A 16,935-nucleotide genomic window follows, 5' to 3' on the forward strand; every position below is an offset into this window, starting at 1 on the left:
GCCGGACGAACTCCCACTCGGCATCGGACAGTTCATGGCGACGTATCACGACACCATGATCCACCAGCAGTGATCATTTGAAGACACTGCCTAGGTCGTGTCCGCAATGTCAGGGCAGCCAGAGCTGTCGGACGGCGATGGTGACCAGGGCCTGGTAGTGGCGGGCGAGTTTGTCGTAGCGGGTGGCCAGGGCTTTGTTGTGCTTGAGCCTGTTGAAGCAGCGCTCGACGACGTTGCGGCGCCGGTAGGCAGCTCCGCCACGCTGGCTACCTCTTCGTTTCGCGCAGATCACCCGGGCGGGTCGACCCGTGATTGGAGCTGCTGCCAGCAGTGGCGGACGTGCTGTTCAGCCTCTCGTACGGCGGAGGAGGCGTCGTCGGAAAGCGCGGCTGGAGATGATGGGGCCTTGTACCTGTCGGCGTGGGGTGTGCTGCGGCGACGCGGCGGGTGAGCAGCGCGGGCACGTTGCGTTCGGCCGCCCTGATGGAGGACCGCTGCCCGGGCGACCAGGATTGTGGCGATGACTGCTGCGGCTGTCAGCGCGGTAGCCGCGTGCTGATCGGACATGGCTGTGAGCGTCCTTCGAACGGGTACCGGTTCGGAAGCGGGAGGGCCGGTATCCGTGTCGTACCGGCCCTCCCGTCTCTTTATGCGCGTCAGCCGGGCCAGGTTCCGGTCAGTCGGCGGGTGGCCGTAGCGCCGGCACGGTCGACGGCCGCCTTGACCCCGGCGAAGATCGCGCGCTGCAGCGTGGCGGCGAGCAGCACCTCGCGCCAGGTGCGCTCTTCGTCGATGGCGTCCGGGGCGTCCTCGTCGTGGCCAAGCATCTTCCACGCCTGCTTGAACAGGCCACCGGCGAGCATGCCGCTGACGGCGCCCATGGCCGGACCGACCGGCTTGTAGGCGATCTTCGATGCCTCCACGCGACTCAGCCCCTCCGGCGGCGGCAGACCAGCCACACCACGGCGGCCGCACCGGCTGCTGCCAGCAGCAGGTTGCGATTGTCCCGTGCCAGCTGTGCCCCCTGGGCGGTCTTCTGCCGCACCGGCTCAGGCGCCTTCTCCTGCCACAGCTGACCGGCCTGCGCCGCCTTCGCCTTGGCCTGCCCGGCGGCTTGGGCGGCTTTGTCCTTGACCGGGTCGGGCAGCCTGTCCTGCGCCTGGTGGGCCAGGCCGGTTGCCTTCGCCTTCAGTTCCCCAGCCGTGGCCGCGGCCTGCTCCTTCAGCTCGTCGGCCTTCGCGGCGGCCTGTTCCTTGACCTCGGCGGCCTTCTCCTGGGCGCGGGCCTTGATGTCGGTCTTGGCCGCCAGCGCCTCGACCGTCTGCCCGAGCTCTTCGCGTGTCTGCTCGACCTGCTCGCGCAGCTCGTCGGGGCTGGAGGCGGTGGGCTCGTCGTGAGGCGGCTGGGTCATCGCTGTGCACTCTCCTTGATCTCGGCCACGTCGGCCTTCACGCTCTCGACCGTCTGCTCGGGCGTGGGCGGCGCGGCCTGGTCGACCTGCTTCTTTCCACTCATGGCCATGATCGCGGCGATCACACCCAGCACCGCGGTGACGATCAAGGCGGCGGCCCATACCGGCAGCGGCACCGCCAGCCCGGCGATCGCGGTGGCCACCAGCGCCTGCAGCATCAGGAAGCCCACTACTCCCGCGCCGCCGAACAGCCCACCGCCTTTGCCGTAGCGCTTGCCCTTCTCCTTCATCTCCGCCTGCGCCAGCCTCATCTCGCCGCGCACCAGCTCCGTCAGCTGCTGCGAGGCCCGCTGCACCAGTTCGCTCACCGGCTCGTCGGTGCTGCGAGTACTCCTGCGGTCGGGGCCGGCAGGGGGTGGCTGCATGGTCGACACGACGATCACCTCCCATCCGTCTTCGGTCCACGACGGGCCGCGTTGCAGCCCGTCTCCTTGGTGAGCACGCGGGTACCCCGAACAGACAAGATCAGGGCAGGCTCGGCGCGGTGCTCGAGCAAGGGGTTGAGCGGCGGCTCAACGGGTTACCCGGACGGTGTGGCCTTGGTGCGTCGCGGCGGCGGCCTGGCCAGCTTGTTGGCGTGTGCCTGGTAGGGGCTCCTGGGTACGCAGCGCCGGCCCGCTCGTGCAGGTTCCGAGCGGGCCGGCGCGTGTAGGCGACGCAGACGCGGCTACGTGTTCCGGCCTTTCTGGATGCTTTTTGTGTCGATCTGTTCTCCGCGGATTGCACCGTCTGGACGGACACGCCCCGACCACGGGCGTGCAAGCCGCCCACGGTCTGCCCGGCGGCCAGTCCTGATGCGGTCCATTCCACACCCGGCCCAGCCACGCCGATCTCGTCGTGGCGTGTGCGGTGGGCTGCCGTGTCAGCTGCCGGCGGGCGTCACGCCGAACATCAGGGTGTGGCGTGGGGCGTCGTATTGGACCGTGTCATTGTGCTCCAGCAGATCCTTCAGCACGTCGGCGTCGTCGGCGTCGACCGTGAGGACTTCTTCCCCGGCGCCTTCGTCCAGGACCAGTTGCAGGGTGAAGGTGCCGCGCTGGCCGGGTTCTCCGGCCACCCAGCTGAACTGGTAGTGATTGACTTGGCGCACTTTGATGGCGGCGTCTGTCAGCGGCTGCTCGACCTGTGTCATGACGGCCGACTCCCTTCTGTTCCCGTGTGGATTGCCCGCGCCGTCCCGGCCGCCTGAAGTCCGCTGTCCGAGGGCAGCGTCTCGAAGCCGCAGATCTGGGTGTCCGGCAGCTGTTGACCTACCGGACCTCTCTTCAAGTCCGCCGAGCGGCAGCGCACGGGCGACGCAGGCTCGGCTACTTGTCGCGCCGGTCTTCGTCGACGCCTTCGGTGTCGATCTCTTCCTTGCGGACCTGGCCGCGCACCGTCTCCTCGGTTGTCTGTTCCTCGGTCGTCATGCGCACCCGCTCCACCGGCACCGTCTCGGTCTCTGTCACGGGGCGTTCCTCGTGCAGGGTGACCTCGTGCTCGGCATGGCTGATGTCGGGCCCGGACAGGGCCGCCTCCCGGGTTTCGTCCGTGATCGGCACACGCTCGACGCGGACCTCCTCCCGGCGCTCGGTGCCGACATGCATGCGTTCCTCCGAGCGCGTCATGGCGTCATCGCCACCCGCACCGGTATCCGCGGAGCGAGGCATGTCGGTCGTCTCGCTGGTGTCGGTGTGGGCCCAGCCGCCTTCGCCTGGCTGGTTGGCCTGCTGCCAGGCCGCGTCCCAGTCGATGCCGTAGTGCTCGTGCAGGCGGCGCTCCTCGTCTTCGGAGAGATGGCCGCCTGCGTCGACGTTGGGTGCGTCCTTGACCGTGTCCCTGGGGTAGGGGACCTCGAGGTGGTCCTCCACGACGGAGGCGTCGTGGATCGGCACGAAGGACTCACTGGTGCCGAACAGGCCGGTCTTGACGCTGACCCACTCGGGCTGGCCGGTGGCGTCTTCGAGGAAGACGTGCTTGGCATCGCCGATCTTGTTGCCGCCCGTGTCGTAGACCGGGTGGTCGAGCACAGTCGGGATCTGCTCCTGGGTGATCACAGTCTGCTCACTCTCTCTTCTCGTGTGCGGTCCATTTCCGGCTCACCACCCCAAAGGGTGTGAAACAGGAACAAGCTTGTTGAATCGGGAGCGACAAGTGCGTTCCGGAGGCAGCTCTCACTCCGGGCCGGACCAGGTGCCGTCCATCTCGTCAAGCTCGTACACGCGTTTGGTGGCAGGTGGTGGGGCTACTCGCACCTGCAAGCCTGCGTCGCAGGGAGCAGCGCCGACGGGACCGCGCAGAGCAGACGACAAGGGGTTGGTCGCGATGACCGTCGCGACACAGCAGGGCGGCGGGGGCGGTTCCAGCGGCCTCTACGACGTTCTGGAACTCATTCTCGACCGCGGGCTGGTGATCGACGCGTACGTGCGGGTGTCCCTTATCGGCATCGAGCTACTCACGATCGACATACGGATCGTGGTGGCCAGCGTCGACACCTACCTTCGCTTCGCCGAGGCGTGCAACCGCCTAGACCTGGAAGCGGGGCCGCGCAAGCCGGCCGGGCTTACCGAGCTCACGGGGCAAGCGACTGAGTCCGGCGCGCGCGGCAAGACCAAGGGAGCCCTGTCCGGCGCCGCCGAGACAATCTCCGGCGCCTTTCAGCAGGCACGTGACGACGGCCAGGAACGTCAGGCCGAGCGGCCCGCCGCGCGCGGCAGAGGGGAATGAGAGATGAGCACCTACGTCTACGGGATCATCCGCGCCTCCCACCCCTCCCTCCGCGAGGACCTGGACGGCATCGGCGACCCTCCGCGGCCGGTACGCGTGCTGCGCCAGGGCGAGCTGGCCGCGATCGTCAGTGACGCCCCCGATCAGTTGCGGCCCAAGCGCCGTGATCTGCTCGCCCACCAGCGGGTACTGGCCGAAGCGGGAGCAGGCGGCGTGGTGCTGCCGATGCGGTTCGGCAGCGCCTCTCCGGACGACGACACGGTGACCCGGGTGTTCGGCGAGCGTGCGGAGCACTTCCTTGAGCGGCTGCGGGCCCTGGACGGCACGGCGGAGTACAACATCAAGGCCAACCACGATGAAGAGGCCGTGCTCCGTGTGATCATGGCGGACCACGACGACATCCGGTCTCTGGCGGAAGCCAACCGCGAGGCCGACGGCGGCACGCAGGAGCAGAAGATCCGGCTCGGGGAGATGATCGCCGCCGCTGTCCAGGCCCGCGAGGCGACCGACGCGGAGCTGCTCCGGCAGGCGCTGGAGCCGATCGCCAAGGCAGTCAGCTCCGGGCCGCAGAGCACCGGCTGGCTGGCCAACCTCTCTCCTTCCTGGTGGACCGCGGGTCGGCGGATCAGTTCCTGGCCGCGGTCGACGAACTCCGCCAGGAGCACCCGCATCTTGAGCTGCGTGTCAACGGCCCGCTGCCGCCCTACAGCTTCGTCGACACCCCTGCGTCCCAGCAAGCCGAAGGGGGCACCGCGGAAGCGTTCGGAGCTGCAGCAGCCCAGCCGACGAACAGGTAAAGCAGCGACGCAGCGCGGGCAGCTTCTGTCCTACAGCAGCTGATCGTCTAGACAATCAACCGCCCCCAGGGACACCTCCGACTTGGGGCTACGGCGGCTATCGTCAGCATCTCGTCGAGCACGCCGCCCCTGCCGCATCGGCATGGAGATCGTCCAACGCACTGCCGTGACAGGCTGAGCATGCCGCACTGCTGCATGCCCCGGCCGCCTTCTGGGAGGGGTTCGGCGCACTGGGACAGTCAGCGCCGGCCAGTTACGCGACGCTGCGTTTCTTGGCGATGGCGATGAGTGTGCGGCGCTGACGGTGGCGCCTTTCGTAGTCCAGCACCTGACGGGCTTCGGCGGGGGCGGCGGTCTGCAGCCGGGCGGTGATCTGGTCGGGGATCATGGCGTCGTACCCGGGCCACGGTTCGCTGCCGCGTAGCCGCTCGATGGCGTTCAGGATTTCCGGCCGGCCGGCGTGGGCCCGCTCGTAGCCGTCGAGCGCGGACAGCTGCGCCTGGGAGAGTGTGGGCAGGCGCTGGACGATGTCGGTGACGCGGAAGTGCTCGTATCCGAGGATCGGCGGCTCCTCTTCCCTGGTGACCGCGTCGTCGTCCTCCTCGGGCTTTTGGCGGAGCGTGTCTTTGGCTGTGCGGGTAGCCTGCCGGGCACCGCCCTCGGCGGCTTTTCGGACCCGTTTGACGGCAGAGCGCACGGTGCTTGTGGCGGCGTCCGGCGTGCTGCCGTCACCTGATTGCGTGCCGTGGCCGCTGCCGGCGACCGCCGTAGCCCGGGCTTGCTGAGCGAGGCGGTCCTCGAGCGTCGCGAGCAGTTCCTCGTCCTGGCGGCGCAGCGTGGCGAGCAGGTCGGCGGCGACCTGGTCATGCGCCTGCTCGGCAATGCTCTCCCCGGCCCGGCAGGCCGCCAATGCCCGGGCGGTGATCGAGTATTCGTTCTCGGTGTGTCTCACCAACTGGCGCGGGCTGGGCCCATTGCGACGATGCAGTATGGCGGTTGTGATCGCCGCACCGATCTCGAGCAACAGCCCGGCCATTCGAACGGTTGCCCGGGCGGTGAGACGGACCCGGTCGGCGGTGTCCCGCAGTGGGCGGCCGGGGCGAAGTTCACGCATGTGTCCGTCGATGCGGGCGACACAGTCGTACGTGTCGTCTATATGGCGTTCCAGAACCTCCCGTCGAGGGCCCGTGGCGTGGACGGCGATATCGGCCCGGAAGCGGTCGATGATCGCAGTGTGAGCATCACGAGCGTCCTCAAGCGCCGGGACAAGCGCATCTGTCGTCACCGCTGTCATGGCGTGCCCTACCTTCTGGCATGGGTTGGAACTGGGCGGATCGGTGGATCCAGCGGGGTCCGGGTATGGGGGTGGCTGAGGCCGTTTCAGGGCCCATGAAGGTTCGCCGCTCAACAGCGGGTACCAGCCAGGCGCCTGCTGCCTGAGGCGGCACCGTAACTAGCCCGAGTACCCCAGCACCCCTGGCTGATTGCCGGAAGCCGCTGCCCCGCCGAGCAGGTGCGTGAGCACAGCGCCGGACGGCCGTGCGTAGGCCGACTGCCGCCCTGCTGAGGCACCAGCCGGGGCCGGCGGCCTGTAGCCAGCGCGAGTACCGGCCCGAATGTGCCGAGCGCCAGCCGGCCGTGTTCACGAAGCTGGAGGATCCGGTCGGATGGGAACGTGCTCAGGACGGCGGACAGTTCATCGGAGACGCCGTTTGTTGCGTAGTGGGCATCAGCCGTCGGTACTTCCCTAACCGGGCGCCGCGGTCCACAGTGAAGGCAGCACTACTGCGACCGGCGGCGGTCATGCTCCTCCTCGGCATCATCCTGCTGGTGGTCGGGTTCGTCACCGGCATATCGATCCTGTGGACGATCGGGATCATCCTCGCGGTCGTCGGCGCGGTCCTGTGGATCATGGGCTCCATGGGACACGCGGTCGCCGGCCGCCGGCACTACTGGTGACCCTGCCTCAGCAGGCAGGACGACACCCGCGTGCATGCTGACGCACGAGCCTGCGTCTGGCCGTGTGCCGGATCGCCGCGCCCAGCAGCCGCGAGGCGACGCTACCGACCGGGCATTACCCGCAGGCCGCACGGTGTGCACGGGAGTGCCCCGGCAACGAACCGCTAGAGCCAGTGGCGCAGGATCAGGTGCGGGGCGCGGCGGGTGAGCCAGGCGCTGGCCAGGCCGATGGCGGTGCCGGCGGCGACGTCGCTGGGGTAGTGGGCGCCGCTTTGCACGCGTTCGATGGCCACCATGGCGGCCGGCACCGTGCACAGGGCACCGGCCAGCGGCCACGCCGGGGCAACGGCGGTGGTGAAGGCGACCGCGGCGGCGGTGTGCCCGGAGGGGAAGGAGGAGGAGTCGGGACGGTCGTCGGCCTCGTTGTGCGGGAACCACTCCTTGGGGGGCCGGGGACGGTCGGCCAGCTGTTTGCACAGGCCGTTCGAGACGATCTGTGCCATCAGCAGGGCGGCCAGGCCCGTGGCCGCCGCCTTTCGGCCGCGCCATCCGCCCAGCCATGCCATGGCGGCGGCAGCGCCGCACCACAGTTTTGTGCTCTCGGCGGTCTCCTCCACGGCTGAGAGCAACTTGCCGACGCCGGGCGGGATGCGGGAGGCCGCCTGCTTGGTCAGCGACCGATCAGATTTGCACAATCCCGCCAGGAGTTTCATGAGAGGCCAGTATCCCGAGGTCACCGGCCTACACCAGGCGGGCGGTGGGCGGGTGTCGCGGGGCTGGGTGTGCGGCTCGGTCGGGCGGCAGGTCGCCTGCGATGGCCCGCTGGCGCTGTGTGCGCGGTGGGGCGTCAGGCGTTAAGGGCGTGGCGGAGGGTGGGGTAGCAGTCGATGACTTGGTCGAGGCCGACGAGCTGCAGCGTGCGCAGCACGGACTAGGTCGGGCCGGCCAGGCGCAGCCAGCCTCCGGCGTCGCGGGCAGCGGTGTATGCGGCGATGAGGATGTTGATGCCGCTTGAGTCCATGAATGTCACCCCGCTGAGGTCCACAACGATCTGCGGGACCGCCTCGCCGTCGGGCGGGCTGAGAGCCTCGCGGAGGGGGCCGCCCGTGTGGTGGTAGATCTCCCCACTAACGGTGATGACGCTGAGCCGTTGCTGGGAGCGGTGGTGATCGTCAGGCCGTCTGGCCCTGCTGCCCCTGCGCCGACCTGGGGCTCGCAGGCGTACGCAGGGCGGGTGCGGGTACGCGCGGGCGTATGAACGGGGGAGTGAAGGCGGTGGGGAAGGAGTCGGTCCCTTTTGGTGAGGGGGGCCGCACAGTGCCGGACCCGGAGCTCTGGCAGGTCACAGCCGCGCTGGACGGCGACGGAACGTGCATCGCCGAGGCCCGCCGTCTCGCGGCCGATTTCCTCACCCGGCTTCAGGCCGACCACGGCACCCCCGTCTCCTCGCGGGCGATGGACCTCACGCAGCTGGTGGTCAGCGAGCTGGTCACCAACGCCCGCAAGTACGCCCCCGGCCCGGTGCTGCTCGACCTGCGCGTCACCGGCGCGGTGATCGAGGTGGTGGTCTGGGACAGCGACCCGGTGCTTCCGGTGGCCCGGGCCGCCGATCCCGGCCGGGTGGGCCAGCACGGACTGGAGATCGTGATGGCGGTCGCCCAAGGCTTCGAGGCGCAGCGGGAGCCGGTCGGCAAACGCATCACGGCCCGCATCGCGCTCCTCGACGATCCGGTAGCCGGCATGGCAGGTCGCCACGAGCCCTGACCCACCCAGCCCAGCCGCTTCGATCACCTCCTGCGGGCGAGGGCAGTGTGGAGTTCGGCCAGGATCGTCTCAGGCAGGGCGGCGTCCTGCGCGTGCTTGATAATCTGCTCGGCGATCGAGGAGAGCTTGGTGTTGGTGTGCTGCGAGATCTCACGCAGCACCGTGAACCCGTCCTGGGGGCTGATCTTCGCCGTCATCACGAGCACCCCGATGGCCTGATCCACGACTGCGTGAGAGGCGACCGCGCGCTGCAGCTGCGCGTTCTGCGCCTGCAACTGCTCAACCTCCGCCCGCAACTGCTTGACCTCCTGCACAAGGTCGTCGACGCGCGGACCAGCGCTGGGCTCTCGGCCAGGGAGCGCGGGTGAGGCCATGCGTATCACCGTGGGTGTCGACGGAGCGGGGACGCATGTTCGCCTGCCCCCTTCACCTCCGTGACATCCCCGCGGCGGCGGAAGGTCACAGCACTATGGCTGGAAAGAGGTGAGCTCTCCGAGTCCGGACTCGGAGAGCTCGGCAGGGCTTGCTTCCGAACCCCGCTCGCGGCGGGTAGCCGCATGGTCAGCTGTCATACCGGCGTGATCAGGCCACGTCGCGGTAGCGCGGTGACCGATCAGCGCCCCGAGGCCAGCTTGTGCTGTGGACCAGACGCAGATGACGCCCACGGGCATGCCGGGCCGCCCTCGGCCGGCCCGGCAACCAGTCCTCGATGCGGTCCATCCCATACAGCAGCAGGCCCAGCGCAGGCAGCAGCAACACAGCGACGGCGATCACGGTGAAAGATCCCTCCGGCCGGCAACACCTCACCGGGTTTTCACCAGCTCCCCGGCCTGCAGCCGAGCTGTGTGAAGGTCTGGTGACCCCCGGAGTGGGGATGGCGCACGGCGGCGGGCCTTTTGCGCTGCCAGGCATGGAATGCGGTGGCGGAAGCATCCGAAAGGGCATGGCGTGCGTGATCTATCAGGAGCGGACGGGTGAGTGCGAGCAGATCGACTGCCGACAGGCGGACGCATGCCAGGCCACCCTGGACCGTCTGGCGGGCTTGAAGCCGGATGAGTTCGCCTGGATCCGCATGGACGAGCCCCGCCAGGAGGAGCTGCAGCAGCTGGGCGAGCACCTCAAGCTGCATCCTCTGGCCATCGAGGACGCGGTCCAGGCGCACCAGCGGCCGAAGCAGGAACGCTACGGCGACGTGCTGGCGGTCGCGGTGAAGACGCTGTGGTTCGTCGAGAAGACCGCGGACGTGGAGACCGGAGAAGTGATGATCTTCCTCGGCCCGTCGTTCGCGCTGACCGTACGGCACGGCGCGAACGACCCCACGGTGGAGGCCGCGCGCCGCCTCGAGAAGCAGCCGGACATGGTCCGGCTCGGGCCGGTCGCCGTCCTGCACGCGGTGACCGATGTGATCGTCGACGCCTACGCCGAGGCCGCCGCCCAGGTACGCACGGACCTCACGGAGCTGGAACGGTGCGTCTTCTCACCCGCCCGCGATGACCTCACCGAACAGATCTACTCGCTCAAACGCGAGGTCGTGGAGTTCCGCGACGCCATCCAGCCACTCGTCCCCGTCATGCAGCCCTTCACCACCGCGCGGGACGACTGGCCGCGGCAGGTCCTGCCGTACTTCCGTGACGTCACCGACCACCTCACCCGCACCGACACCGAAATCCGCGCCCTGGACGACCTGCTCGCCTCCGTCCTCGACGCCCATCTGGCGAAGGTAGGCACGTGGCAGAACGACGACATGCGCCGCATCAGCGCCTGGGCGGCCATCTTCGCCATCCCCACCATGGTCGCCGGGATCTACGGCATGAACTTCGCCCACATGCCTGAACTGGACTGGCGATACGGCTACCCGTGCGCGCTCGCCGTCATGGCCCTCGGCGCGGGACTGCTGTACCGAGCCTTCCGCCGCAACGGCTGGCTGTGAAGCGCACAGCCCCGCTGCCTGCCACCGGCCTTCTGGAGCTGACCGGGCGGCATGCGCGGCACCAACGGTGGCCCTGCACTGCCATGCACGGGATACAAGCGGTGGTGCAAAAGGTGCGACGCCAGGTGCGGGTGGCCAGTCAGGCGGTGAAGCAGGCGTGTGCGGGCCGGGAACGGGACCTGGTCGCCGCTACCGCGAGGGCTGCCCGGTAGCGGCTGGCTGGACGACGCTCTGCACGCCGCCCCTGTACGGCGACCTCTCACCGCTGGCCCAGGCAGTCCCCGAGACGTCTCCCAGACGCTGCGTGGACTGCGTGCCCCTGGAGCTTGATCGTGCGGGATCTGGGCAGACGGGCTCGGTGTCATCCGTGTCGTCCGACCTGCTTGGGCAGGTGCGGCATGCCTTGACCCAGGCCGGCTTTCACCTCGTCCGCGAGGACGCGCACGACAGCGAGCCGGGACTGGCGGTGACGGAGGTGGCGGCCGGGGGTGCTGGTGAAATGGACGGCCTCGGACGGGTTCACTTCGCTGGCGAACGACCAGCCTGGCACCTCGGGCGACAGCATGCACGCGATAGTGCGGGCCGCGGTCTCGGGCCTGCTGGTGCAGCTGGGGCACACCGTCACGAAACCCTCGGACGGCGGTGACTTGGCCGCGCGCACACAATGTCCCGTCGTGTGGCGACCGGAGCGAAGTGCACGCGTCACAGCAACAACGCACCGGCGGTCAAAAGGTCACTGACCAAACTCTGCGCCGCGGTGACATCCGCCTGGCGTTCAGGCGGCGCCATGATCTCAACGCCCCGTGTCTTGGCGCGCGGCCCAGGCCATGACGTCTATCGGTGCTGAAGGCCGCCCGCGCCCAGCCCTGCCCGCATGCCCATGGTTGTTTCGCATGTCATGGCCCGGATACTCGCAAAAACGCCCCAATCGGTACATAAGTACACGGGCGTGGTAAGGCCCCTCATCGAGTTGAGAGATGCCGACCGTGGGGCGCAGCGACCTCCCCCAACGTCCTTCACCGAAGCCTGGAGGCTGTCCGCGCCCCGGAAAGAGTGTGAGGACCATGAGTACTGAGTCCGACGCTGGCGGGGCCAGGCGTGTACAGGCGGCCGGACAGACCGCGAAGGAGCAGGCGTCGGCCACAGCCGGCCAGGCTGGCAAGGCCGCCGGCGAAGTGGCGGGCACCGCGCTGGACCAGGCCAAGACGGTAGCTGGGGATCGCGTCGGCAGGCCGGAAGCGCCGTGGGTGACCTTCGGGGCGGCGTGGCCGAGGAGGTGGAGGGGCAGACGCGGCGTGCGGCCGGGACGGTGCGCCGGTGGGCGGACGAGCTGGCGGAGTTGGCACGTAACGGGCCCGACGACTCCCCGACCCGCAGTCTGGTGTCCCAGGTGGCGGATGGCGGCAATCAGGCGGCGGACTACTTGGACGACCACGGTGTGCAAGGCATGGCCGAGGACCTGAAGGGGTTCGCGCGGCGGCGGCCGGGGGCGTTTTTGGCGGGGGCTGCGCTGGCGGGGTTCGCGGTCGGCAGGATGGGCAAGGCCGGCAACAAGGCGCAGTCCGGACAAGGGCCGAAGCAGGATCAGACTCCCTTCTCGGACGATGGGTCGCCGGGGGTGCCACAGAGGACCGTACGGCGGGAACCGGGGCCTTACCCGCAGGGCACCGTACAGCCGGAGCCGCGGCCTTACCCGGAGGCGTGAGATGTCATCGATGGCGCCGGAGCCGCGTCAGCAGGACTCCTCGATCGGACAGCTGTTGTCGGAGATGACCTCGGACGTCCAGACGCTGTTCCGGCAGGAGGTGGAGCTGGCCAAGGCCGAGACCCGCGAGGAGGCCCGGCAAGGCGGGCAAGGCCGCCGGAATGTACGGCGGAGCGGGGTTTGGCGGCTACATGGTCGCGCTGTTCGCCTCGCTCGCGGCGACGTTCGCCCTGGCCAATGTGATGGACACCGGATGGGCAGCCCTGATCGTCACCGCGATGTGGGCGGGGTCGCGGCCGTGCTGTCTGTGATGGGCCGCTCCCGGATGCGGAAGGTGTCCCCGAAGCCGGAGCAGACCGTGCAGACGATGAAGGAGGACGCGCAATGGGCACGTCACCCGACCAAGTGAGAACCGAGATCGAGGCGACCCGCGAACGCCTGTCGGAGAACGTCGACCGGCTGGCCGACCGCACCAGCCCGAGGCGGATCGTGCGCCGCCGTACCGATCGAGTCCGTGGCGCGGTCTCGGGCGTGCGCGAGCACGTCATGGGCACCGCTTCCACGACTACGGAGAGCGCCAAGGGCCGTACTCAGCAGGCCACGGCTTCCGTTCAGGACAGCGTCGGCCAGGCCGCGGACACAGTGCGTCAGACAGCCGACCAGGTCGGTGAGGCGGTCAGCAGCGCGCCGGAGCAAGCGGTGAGGCAGACGCAGGGCAATCCGCTGGCGGCCGGACTGATCGCCTTCGGCGCCGGGCTGCTGGCCGCCTCGCTGCTGCCTACGTCGCAGGCCGAGGAGCAGGCAGCCTCCCAGCTCTCCGAGAAGGCCGGTGAGGCGATCGAGCCCGTCAAGCAGGCGGCGGTGGAGTCCGCGCAGCGCGTGAAGGAGGACGCCACCGAGAGGGCCAAGCAGGCCGCCCAGGAGGTCAAGGACACCGCCGCGGAAGCGGTGCGCACCACCAAGGAGGAGGCAAGCGGCCAGGCCGGGCAGGTCACGGAGCAGGCCCGGCAGTCCGGCCCGCAGGTAGCCGACGAGGCCCGGCAGCAGCCTCCTGGCGCCATGTGAACCATCAGTGATCGCCGCACCGCCACCGATTCGTTCCTGGTGCGGCGGCACCGATCAGAAGGGGCGAGTCATGGCCGACCACCACTCAGATCGCGACGAGACCTCCCGCCTGGACCGGGACTCGACTCCGCCGGCGAAGAAGCCGACCGACCTGCCCAAAGGGTCCTGGGGAGGCGTCCTGAAGCGGACCCTGAAGGAATTCAAGGAGGACAACCTCACCGACTGGGCTGCCGCCCTGACCTACTACGGCGTCCTGGCGATCTTCCCCGCCCTGCTCGCCCTGGTCTCACTCCTCGGGCTGCTGGGCAGCTCGACGATCAAACCGATGATCGACAACCTCGGCAGTCTCGCCCCCGGCGCCGCCCGCGACATCCTCAACAGCGTCCTGACACAGCTGGAGGGAAACCAGGGCGGGGCAAGCATCGCGCTGATCATCGGAATCGCGCTGGCACTGTGGTCGGCCTCCGGGTACATCGCCGCGTTCATGCGCGCCTCCAACGCCGTCTACGACATCGGCGAAGGCCGCCCCGTCTGGAAGACCATCCCTACCCGGCTGATCATCACCCTCATCGTCGTGGTGCTGCTCGCCGCCATGGCCATCGGCGTGGTCTTCACCGGCACCCTGGCCAAAAAGACCGGCGAGGTCCTCGGCCTGGGCGACACCTTCATCACTGTGTGGAACATCGCCAAATGGCCCGTAATGGTCCTGCTCTTCGCCATGATCGTCGCCCTGCTGTACTGGGCGGCCCCCAACGTCAAACGCAAGATCCGGTGGGTCAGCGCCGGCAGCCTCATCGCCATCGTCATCTGGCTCATCGCCTCCGCCGCGTTCGCCTTCTACGTGGCGAACTTCGGCAGCTACAACAAGACCTACGGCAGCATGGCCGCCGTGATCATCTTCCTGGTCTGGATGTGGATCTCCAACATCGCCATCCTGCTCGGCCTGGAATTCAACGCCGAGCTTGAACGCGCCCGGGCCATCGACAGCGGCCACCCTCCCGGCGAAGAGCCCTACGTCGAACCCCGCGACACCCGCAAACTCTGAACAAAGGACCCCGGCTGCCGAATCCTCGCGTCCGGCACACCGCCCGGCGGGACCAGCCCATCAGTCAGGAAGGACAGAAGGGGCGGTGTGCGGTGTTATCCGGCGTCGGCGCGCCACCCACCAGACCGAGTACGGCGGTAATGAGCACAGCCGCGGGCCACACCGGCAGTGCCTGCAGGGTGAGCATGCCCACAACGCCACGCCGGCGAACAGCCCGCCGCCCTTGCCGTATTGCTTGCCTATATCCTTCATCTCAGCCTGCGCCAGCCGCATCTCCCGCACACCGGCTCGCACCACAGGGCCTGCCTGGGCGGCATCGACTCGGTCAACCGCAATGCCTCCCGATCACGCACCGCGAAACATCCACACGCGCACGGCACGGGGCCCGACCTCCGGGCGACGCGTTGCCTCAGGCGAGACGGCGTCGATCCTCCTGCGTCCACTTACGGGTGTCCCGGGGCGGGACATACGGCTCCTGCGTCTCCGGCAGACCACCGGCGACCGCACGCTGACGGGCCATCTCCGCGTCGAATTCCAGGCCGAGCAGGATCGCGATGTTGCTGATCCACAGCCACACCAGGAAGACGATCATTCCCGCCAGAGTGCCGTACGTCTTGTTGTAGGAGGCGAAGTTGGAGACGTAGAACGCGAAGCCGGCGGAGGCGACCATCCACACCAGCAAGGCAAGGAAACTGCCCGGTGTGACCCACTTGAAGCCGCGCCCCTTCACGTTGGGCGTCGCCCAGAACAGGATCCCAATCATGATCGTGACCAGGACCACCAGAACCGGCCACTTAGCGATCGACCACGCGGTCAGCGCCGCGTCACCCAGGCCCAGCGCGGTTCCTGCCTGACGCGCCAGGGCGCCGGTGAACACGACGATCAGCGCACTGATCACCGCCAGGACCAGCAGCACCACTGTCACACCCAGCCGGACCGGCAGCACCTTCCACACCGGACGCCCCTCCGGCATGTCGTACACGGCGTTGGAGGTACGGATGAAAGCGGCGACATAGCCCGAGGCCGACCACACGGCGAGCGCCAGACCCACGACCGCCATGATGGAACCGACACCGCCGTTGCCCTGCAACTGCTTCACGGCGTTGCTGATGATGGTGCGCGCCGAACCCGGCGCCAGCTTGTTGATGTTGTCCATCACCTGCTGCGTCGCCGACTGCCCCGAGATACCCAGCAGCGACACCAACACCAGCAACGCCGGGAACAGGGACAACACCCCGTAATAGGTCAGGGCCGCAGCCCGGTCTGCGAGCTCGTCGTCCTTGAACTCCTTTAGCGTTCCCTTCAGCACCGCCCACCAGGATCGCTTGGGAAGCTCGGTCGGCGCGTCCGGAGCCCGCTCCTCCACCTCCTCGCCCGGTCCAACGGCCGTGTCGCGGCCGTCCGGCTCCGGCTCAGGTCCCTTGTTACCGTCCGCATCTACTGTCCGTGCCATGACACCCGGGTATCCGCAGGACTCCGCTCTAGGCAGCGCCGGGACCGTCACGCGTCAACCACAGCCCCCGCGGCTATCGACCGATGGAGCACCCGGAGCACTGGTCGGTCACAGGCATGACGACTCGAGCCACAGATACCAGACCACCTTCGGGCCGCTGGTCGACAAGGAAAGTCCGCGGCGCCTCTCGTCACTGCCACCGGGCCAGCCCCGCCCCCCAACCTGCGACTGCCCGCCGAATCACCGGCTCCGGTGACGGCGCTCCTGCAGCTTCTTCATCTGGGTCTCCAGGAGCCCGCCACGATCAGTCCCGGCCTTGTGCCGCCCCCTGCTCCTCTGCTCAGCCGGGGGCCTCTGCCGTAGTTTGCCGGCCATCTCCCTGGCCCGTTGCCTCATCCTCTCGGCGTCCATACCGCTCCTCCTCACCACCCGTTCAGACCCTCTTTTCGCTAGATTTGCACACCGCCTAGTACGCCGCATCCCGCCGCCTCAACACGCTGCCCCCTGAGCAGCGGCGTCCCCAGGAGTAGGCCCGCAGGATGGAAGTGGCCGCGGGCCATGGCCCCATAGCGCCGCGCTGCCGTCCAGGTCGGTCTGGCCCAGGGATGTGCACCGACACCAGTTGGCCGGTGGCGCGCTGCCGCCACCCAGACCACAAACCGTCCACGTGGCGACGGGGCCACTGCGCGTGTTCCAAAGCAACCGCATCCGCACCCTCGTACGCGATTGAAGCCGTCCACCTGGTGGATCGTGTGGCCGGACATGCCTGTGGGCCCCGGGGTGTTCTCGGGGCCCACAGGCCGACAGCGGGTTGGTGGGTTACCAGCGATACCAGCGATACCAGCGGCCCTTGCGGCCGCCTGTGTCCGCACTGCGCAGCACGAAGCCCAGCAGCCAGACGACCAGTACGATGACGGCGATCCACCACAGTGCCTTCAGTGCGAATCCCGCGCCGAAGAGGATCAGAGCCAGAAGCAGGACGAGAAGCAGGGGAACCATAGTTATCAACCTCCGTTGCTCCTCTTGCCCGGCGTTTCGAA

Annotated in this window: 19 protein-coding genes and 4 pseudogenes; 10 read left to right on the forward strand and 13 right to left on the reverse strand. The window is 68.7% G+C overall.

Annotated elements, in window-relative coordinates; translation table 11 throughout:
* Positions 1 to 109 precede the first annotated feature (109 nt).
* The 6 genes and pseudogenes from HNR57_RS41050 to HNR57_RS38560 form a co-directional block, all read right to left on the reverse strand.
* Positions 110 to 253, reverse strand: a pseudogene (locus HNR57_RS41050) (IS5/IS1182 family transposase); the annotation flags it as partial.
* Between the two features lie 403 nt (positions 254 to 656).
* Positions 657 to 923, reverse strand: a complete 267-nt coding sequence (locus HNR57_RS38540; protein ID WP_184567989.1) for a DUF4235 domain-containing protein — start codon at positions 921 to 923, stop codon at positions 657 to 659.
* Between the two features lie 5 nt (positions 924 to 928).
* Positions 929 to 1,411, reverse strand: a complete 483-nt coding sequence (locus tag HNR57_RS38545) for a DUF3618 domain-containing protein (protein ID WP_184567991.1) — start codon at positions 1,409 to 1,411, stop codon at positions 929 to 931.
* The gene (locus tag HNR57_RS38550; RefSeq protein WP_184568041.1) at positions 1,408 to 1,836 is read right to left on the reverse strand and encodes a phage holin family protein; all 429 of its coding nucleotides are present in this window, start codon (positions 1,834 to 1,836) and stop codon (positions 1,408 to 1,410) included. Before HNR57_RS38550 ends, HNR57_RS38545 begins: the two co-directional genes overlap by 4 nt.
* A 497-nt stretch (positions 1,837 to 2,333) precedes the next feature.
* Complete coding sequence (locus tag HNR57_RS38555; RefSeq protein WP_184567993.1) at positions 2,334 to 2,603, reverse strand: hypothetical protein; 270 nt, start codon at positions 2,601 to 2,603, stop codon at positions 2,334 to 2,336.
* A gap of 175 nt (positions 2,604 to 2,778) precedes the next feature.
* Positions 2,779 to 3,507, reverse strand: a complete 729-nt coding sequence (locus tag HNR57_RS38560) for a DUF2382 domain-containing protein (RefSeq protein ID WP_184567995.1) — start codon at positions 3,505 to 3,507, stop codon at positions 2,779 to 2,781.
* A gap of 268 nt (positions 3,508 to 3,775) precedes the next feature.
* Here HNR57_RS38560 and HNR57_RS38565 point away from each other — a divergent pair, with 268 nt between their 5' ends.
* Positions 3,776 to 4,177 (forward strand): gas vesicle structural protein GvpA, encoded by a 402-nt coding sequence (locus tag HNR57_RS38565; protein ID WP_184567997.1) that lies wholly within the window; start codon positions 3,776 to 3,778, stop codon positions 4,175 to 4,177.
* 3 nt (positions 4,178 to 4,180) lie between these two features.
* Positions 4,181 to 4,974, forward strand: a pseudogene (locus HNR57_RS38570) (GvpL/GvpF family gas vesicle protein).
* A gap of 253 nt (positions 4,975 to 5,227) precedes the next feature.
* Here the strand turns inward: HNR57_RS38570 and HNR57_RS38575 are convergent.
* A complete protein-coding gene (locus tag HNR57_RS38575; protein WP_184567999.1) occupies positions 5,228 to 6,268 on the reverse strand; it encodes a hypothetical protein in 1,041 nt (346 codons plus the stop codon).
* Between the two features lie 509 nt (positions 6,269 to 6,777).
* On the opposite strand from HNR57_RS38575, the gene HNR57_RS38580 reads away from it, so the two are divergent.
* Positions 6,778 to 6,933 (forward strand): DUF6131 family protein, encoded by a 156-nt coding sequence (locus tag HNR57_RS38580; RefSeq protein ID WP_184568001.1) that lies wholly within the window; start codon positions 6,778 to 6,780, stop codon positions 6,931 to 6,933.
* Positions 6,934 to 7,097: 164 nt separating this feature from the next.
* On the opposite strand, the gene HNR57_RS38585 is transcribed toward HNR57_RS38580, so the two are convergent.
* Together HNR57_RS38585 and HNR57_RS40795 are read right to left on the reverse strand one after the other, a co-directional pair.
* On the reverse strand, positions 7,098 to 7,646 hold the full coding sequence (locus tag HNR57_RS38585) for a phosphatase PAP2 family protein (protein WP_184568003.1): 549 nt from the start codon (positions 7,644 to 7,646) through the stop codon (positions 7,098 to 7,100).
* Between the two features lie 218 nt (positions 7,647 to 7,864).
* Positions 7,865 to 8,251: an STAS domain-containing protein gene (locus HNR57_RS40795; RefSeq protein ID WP_313675826.1), complete on the reverse strand. Its 387-nt coding sequence runs from the start codon at positions 8,249 to 8,251 to the stop codon at positions 7,865 to 7,867.
* Here HNR57_RS40795 and HNR57_RS38595 point away from each other — a divergent pair.
* The gene (locus HNR57_RS38595; RefSeq protein ID WP_246555405.1) at positions 8,188 to 8,697 is read left to right on the forward strand and encodes an ATP-binding protein; all 510 of its coding nucleotides are present in this window, start codon (positions 8,188 to 8,190) and stop codon (positions 8,695 to 8,697) included. The genes HNR57_RS40795 and HNR57_RS38595 overlap by 64 nt on opposite strands.
* A 23-nt stretch (positions 8,698 to 8,720) precedes the next feature.
* Here HNR57_RS38595 and HNR57_RS38600 read toward each other — a convergent pair whose 3' ends face one another.
* Positions 8,721 to 9,071, reverse strand: a complete 351-nt coding sequence (locus HNR57_RS38600) for an ANTAR domain-containing protein (protein ID WP_184568007.1) — start codon at positions 9,069 to 9,071, stop codon at positions 8,721 to 8,723.
* A gap of 569 nt (positions 9,072 to 9,640) precedes the next feature.
* On the opposite strand from HNR57_RS38600, the gene HNR57_RS38605 reads away from it, so the two are divergent.
* Positions 9,641 to 10,627 (forward strand): magnesium and cobalt transport protein CorA, encoded by a 987-nt coding sequence (locus HNR57_RS38605; protein WP_184568009.1) that lies wholly within the window; start codon positions 9,641 to 9,643, stop codon positions 10,625 to 10,627.
* A gap of 361 nt (positions 10,628 to 10,988) precedes the next feature.
* Here HNR57_RS38605 and HNR57_RS38610 read toward each other — a convergent pair whose 3' ends face one another.
* Positions 10,989 to 11,192 (reverse strand): hypothetical protein, encoded by a 204-nt coding sequence (locus tag HNR57_RS38610; RefSeq protein ID WP_184568011.1) that lies wholly within the window; start codon positions 11,190 to 11,192, stop codon positions 10,989 to 10,991.
* A gap of 699 nt (positions 11,193 to 11,891) precedes the next feature.
* Here HNR57_RS38610 and HNR57_RS38615 point away from each other — a divergent pair.
* The 5 genes and pseudogenes from HNR57_RS38615 (at position 11,892) to HNR57_RS38630 (ending at position 14,442) form a co-directional block, all read left to right on the forward strand.
* Complete coding sequence (locus tag HNR57_RS38615) at positions 11,892 to 12,332, forward strand: hypothetical protein (RefSeq protein ID WP_221343532.1); 441 nt, start codon at positions 11,892 to 11,894, stop codon at positions 12,330 to 12,332.
* Between the two features lie 10 nt (positions 12,333 to 12,342).
* Positions 12,343 to 12,459: pseudogene (locus HNR57_RS41055) on the forward strand (phage holin family protein); the annotation flags it as partial.
* A gap of 64 nt (positions 12,460 to 12,523) precedes the next feature.
* Positions 12,524 to 12,741, forward strand: a pseudogene (locus tag HNR57_RS41060) (phage holin family protein).
* The gene (locus HNR57_RS38625) at positions 12,717 to 13,397 is read left to right on the forward strand and encodes a DUF3618 domain-containing protein (RefSeq protein WP_184568013.1); all 681 of its coding nucleotides are present in this window, start codon (positions 12,717 to 12,719) and stop codon (positions 13,395 to 13,397) included. Before HNR57_RS41060 ends, HNR57_RS38625 begins: the two are co-directional and overlap by 25 nt.
* Before the next feature lie 70 nt (positions 13,398 to 13,467).
* Positions 13,468 to 14,442 carry a YihY/virulence factor BrkB family protein gene (locus HNR57_RS38630; RefSeq protein ID WP_184568015.1) on the forward strand — a complete coding sequence of 325 codons (975 nt, stop codon included), beginning with the start codon at positions 13,468 to 13,470 and terminating at the stop codon, positions 14,440 to 14,442.
* 409 nt (positions 14,443 to 14,851) lie between these two features.
* Here the strand turns inward: HNR57_RS38630 and HNR57_RS38635 are convergent, their stop codons facing one another.
* Both HNR57_RS38635 and HNR57_RS38640 read right to left on the reverse strand, forming a co-directional pair.
* Positions 14,852 to 15,895, reverse strand: coding sequence for a YihY/virulence factor BrkB family protein (locus HNR57_RS38635; protein ID WP_184568043.1), 1,044 nt, complete (start codon positions 15,893 to 15,895; stop codon positions 14,852 to 14,854).
* 819 nt (positions 15,896 to 16,714) lie between these two features.
* Positions 16,715 to 16,894 (reverse strand): hydrophobic protein, encoded by a 180-nt coding sequence (locus HNR57_RS38640; protein ID WP_184568017.1) that lies wholly within the window; start codon positions 16,892 to 16,894, stop codon positions 16,715 to 16,717.
* Positions 16,895 to 16,935: the final 41 nt, after the last annotated feature.

The organism is Streptomyces paradoxus (assembly GCF_014202475.1).
GTDB lineage: Bacteria > Actinomycetota > Actinomycetes > Streptomycetales > Streptomycetaceae > Streptomyces > Streptomyces paradoxus.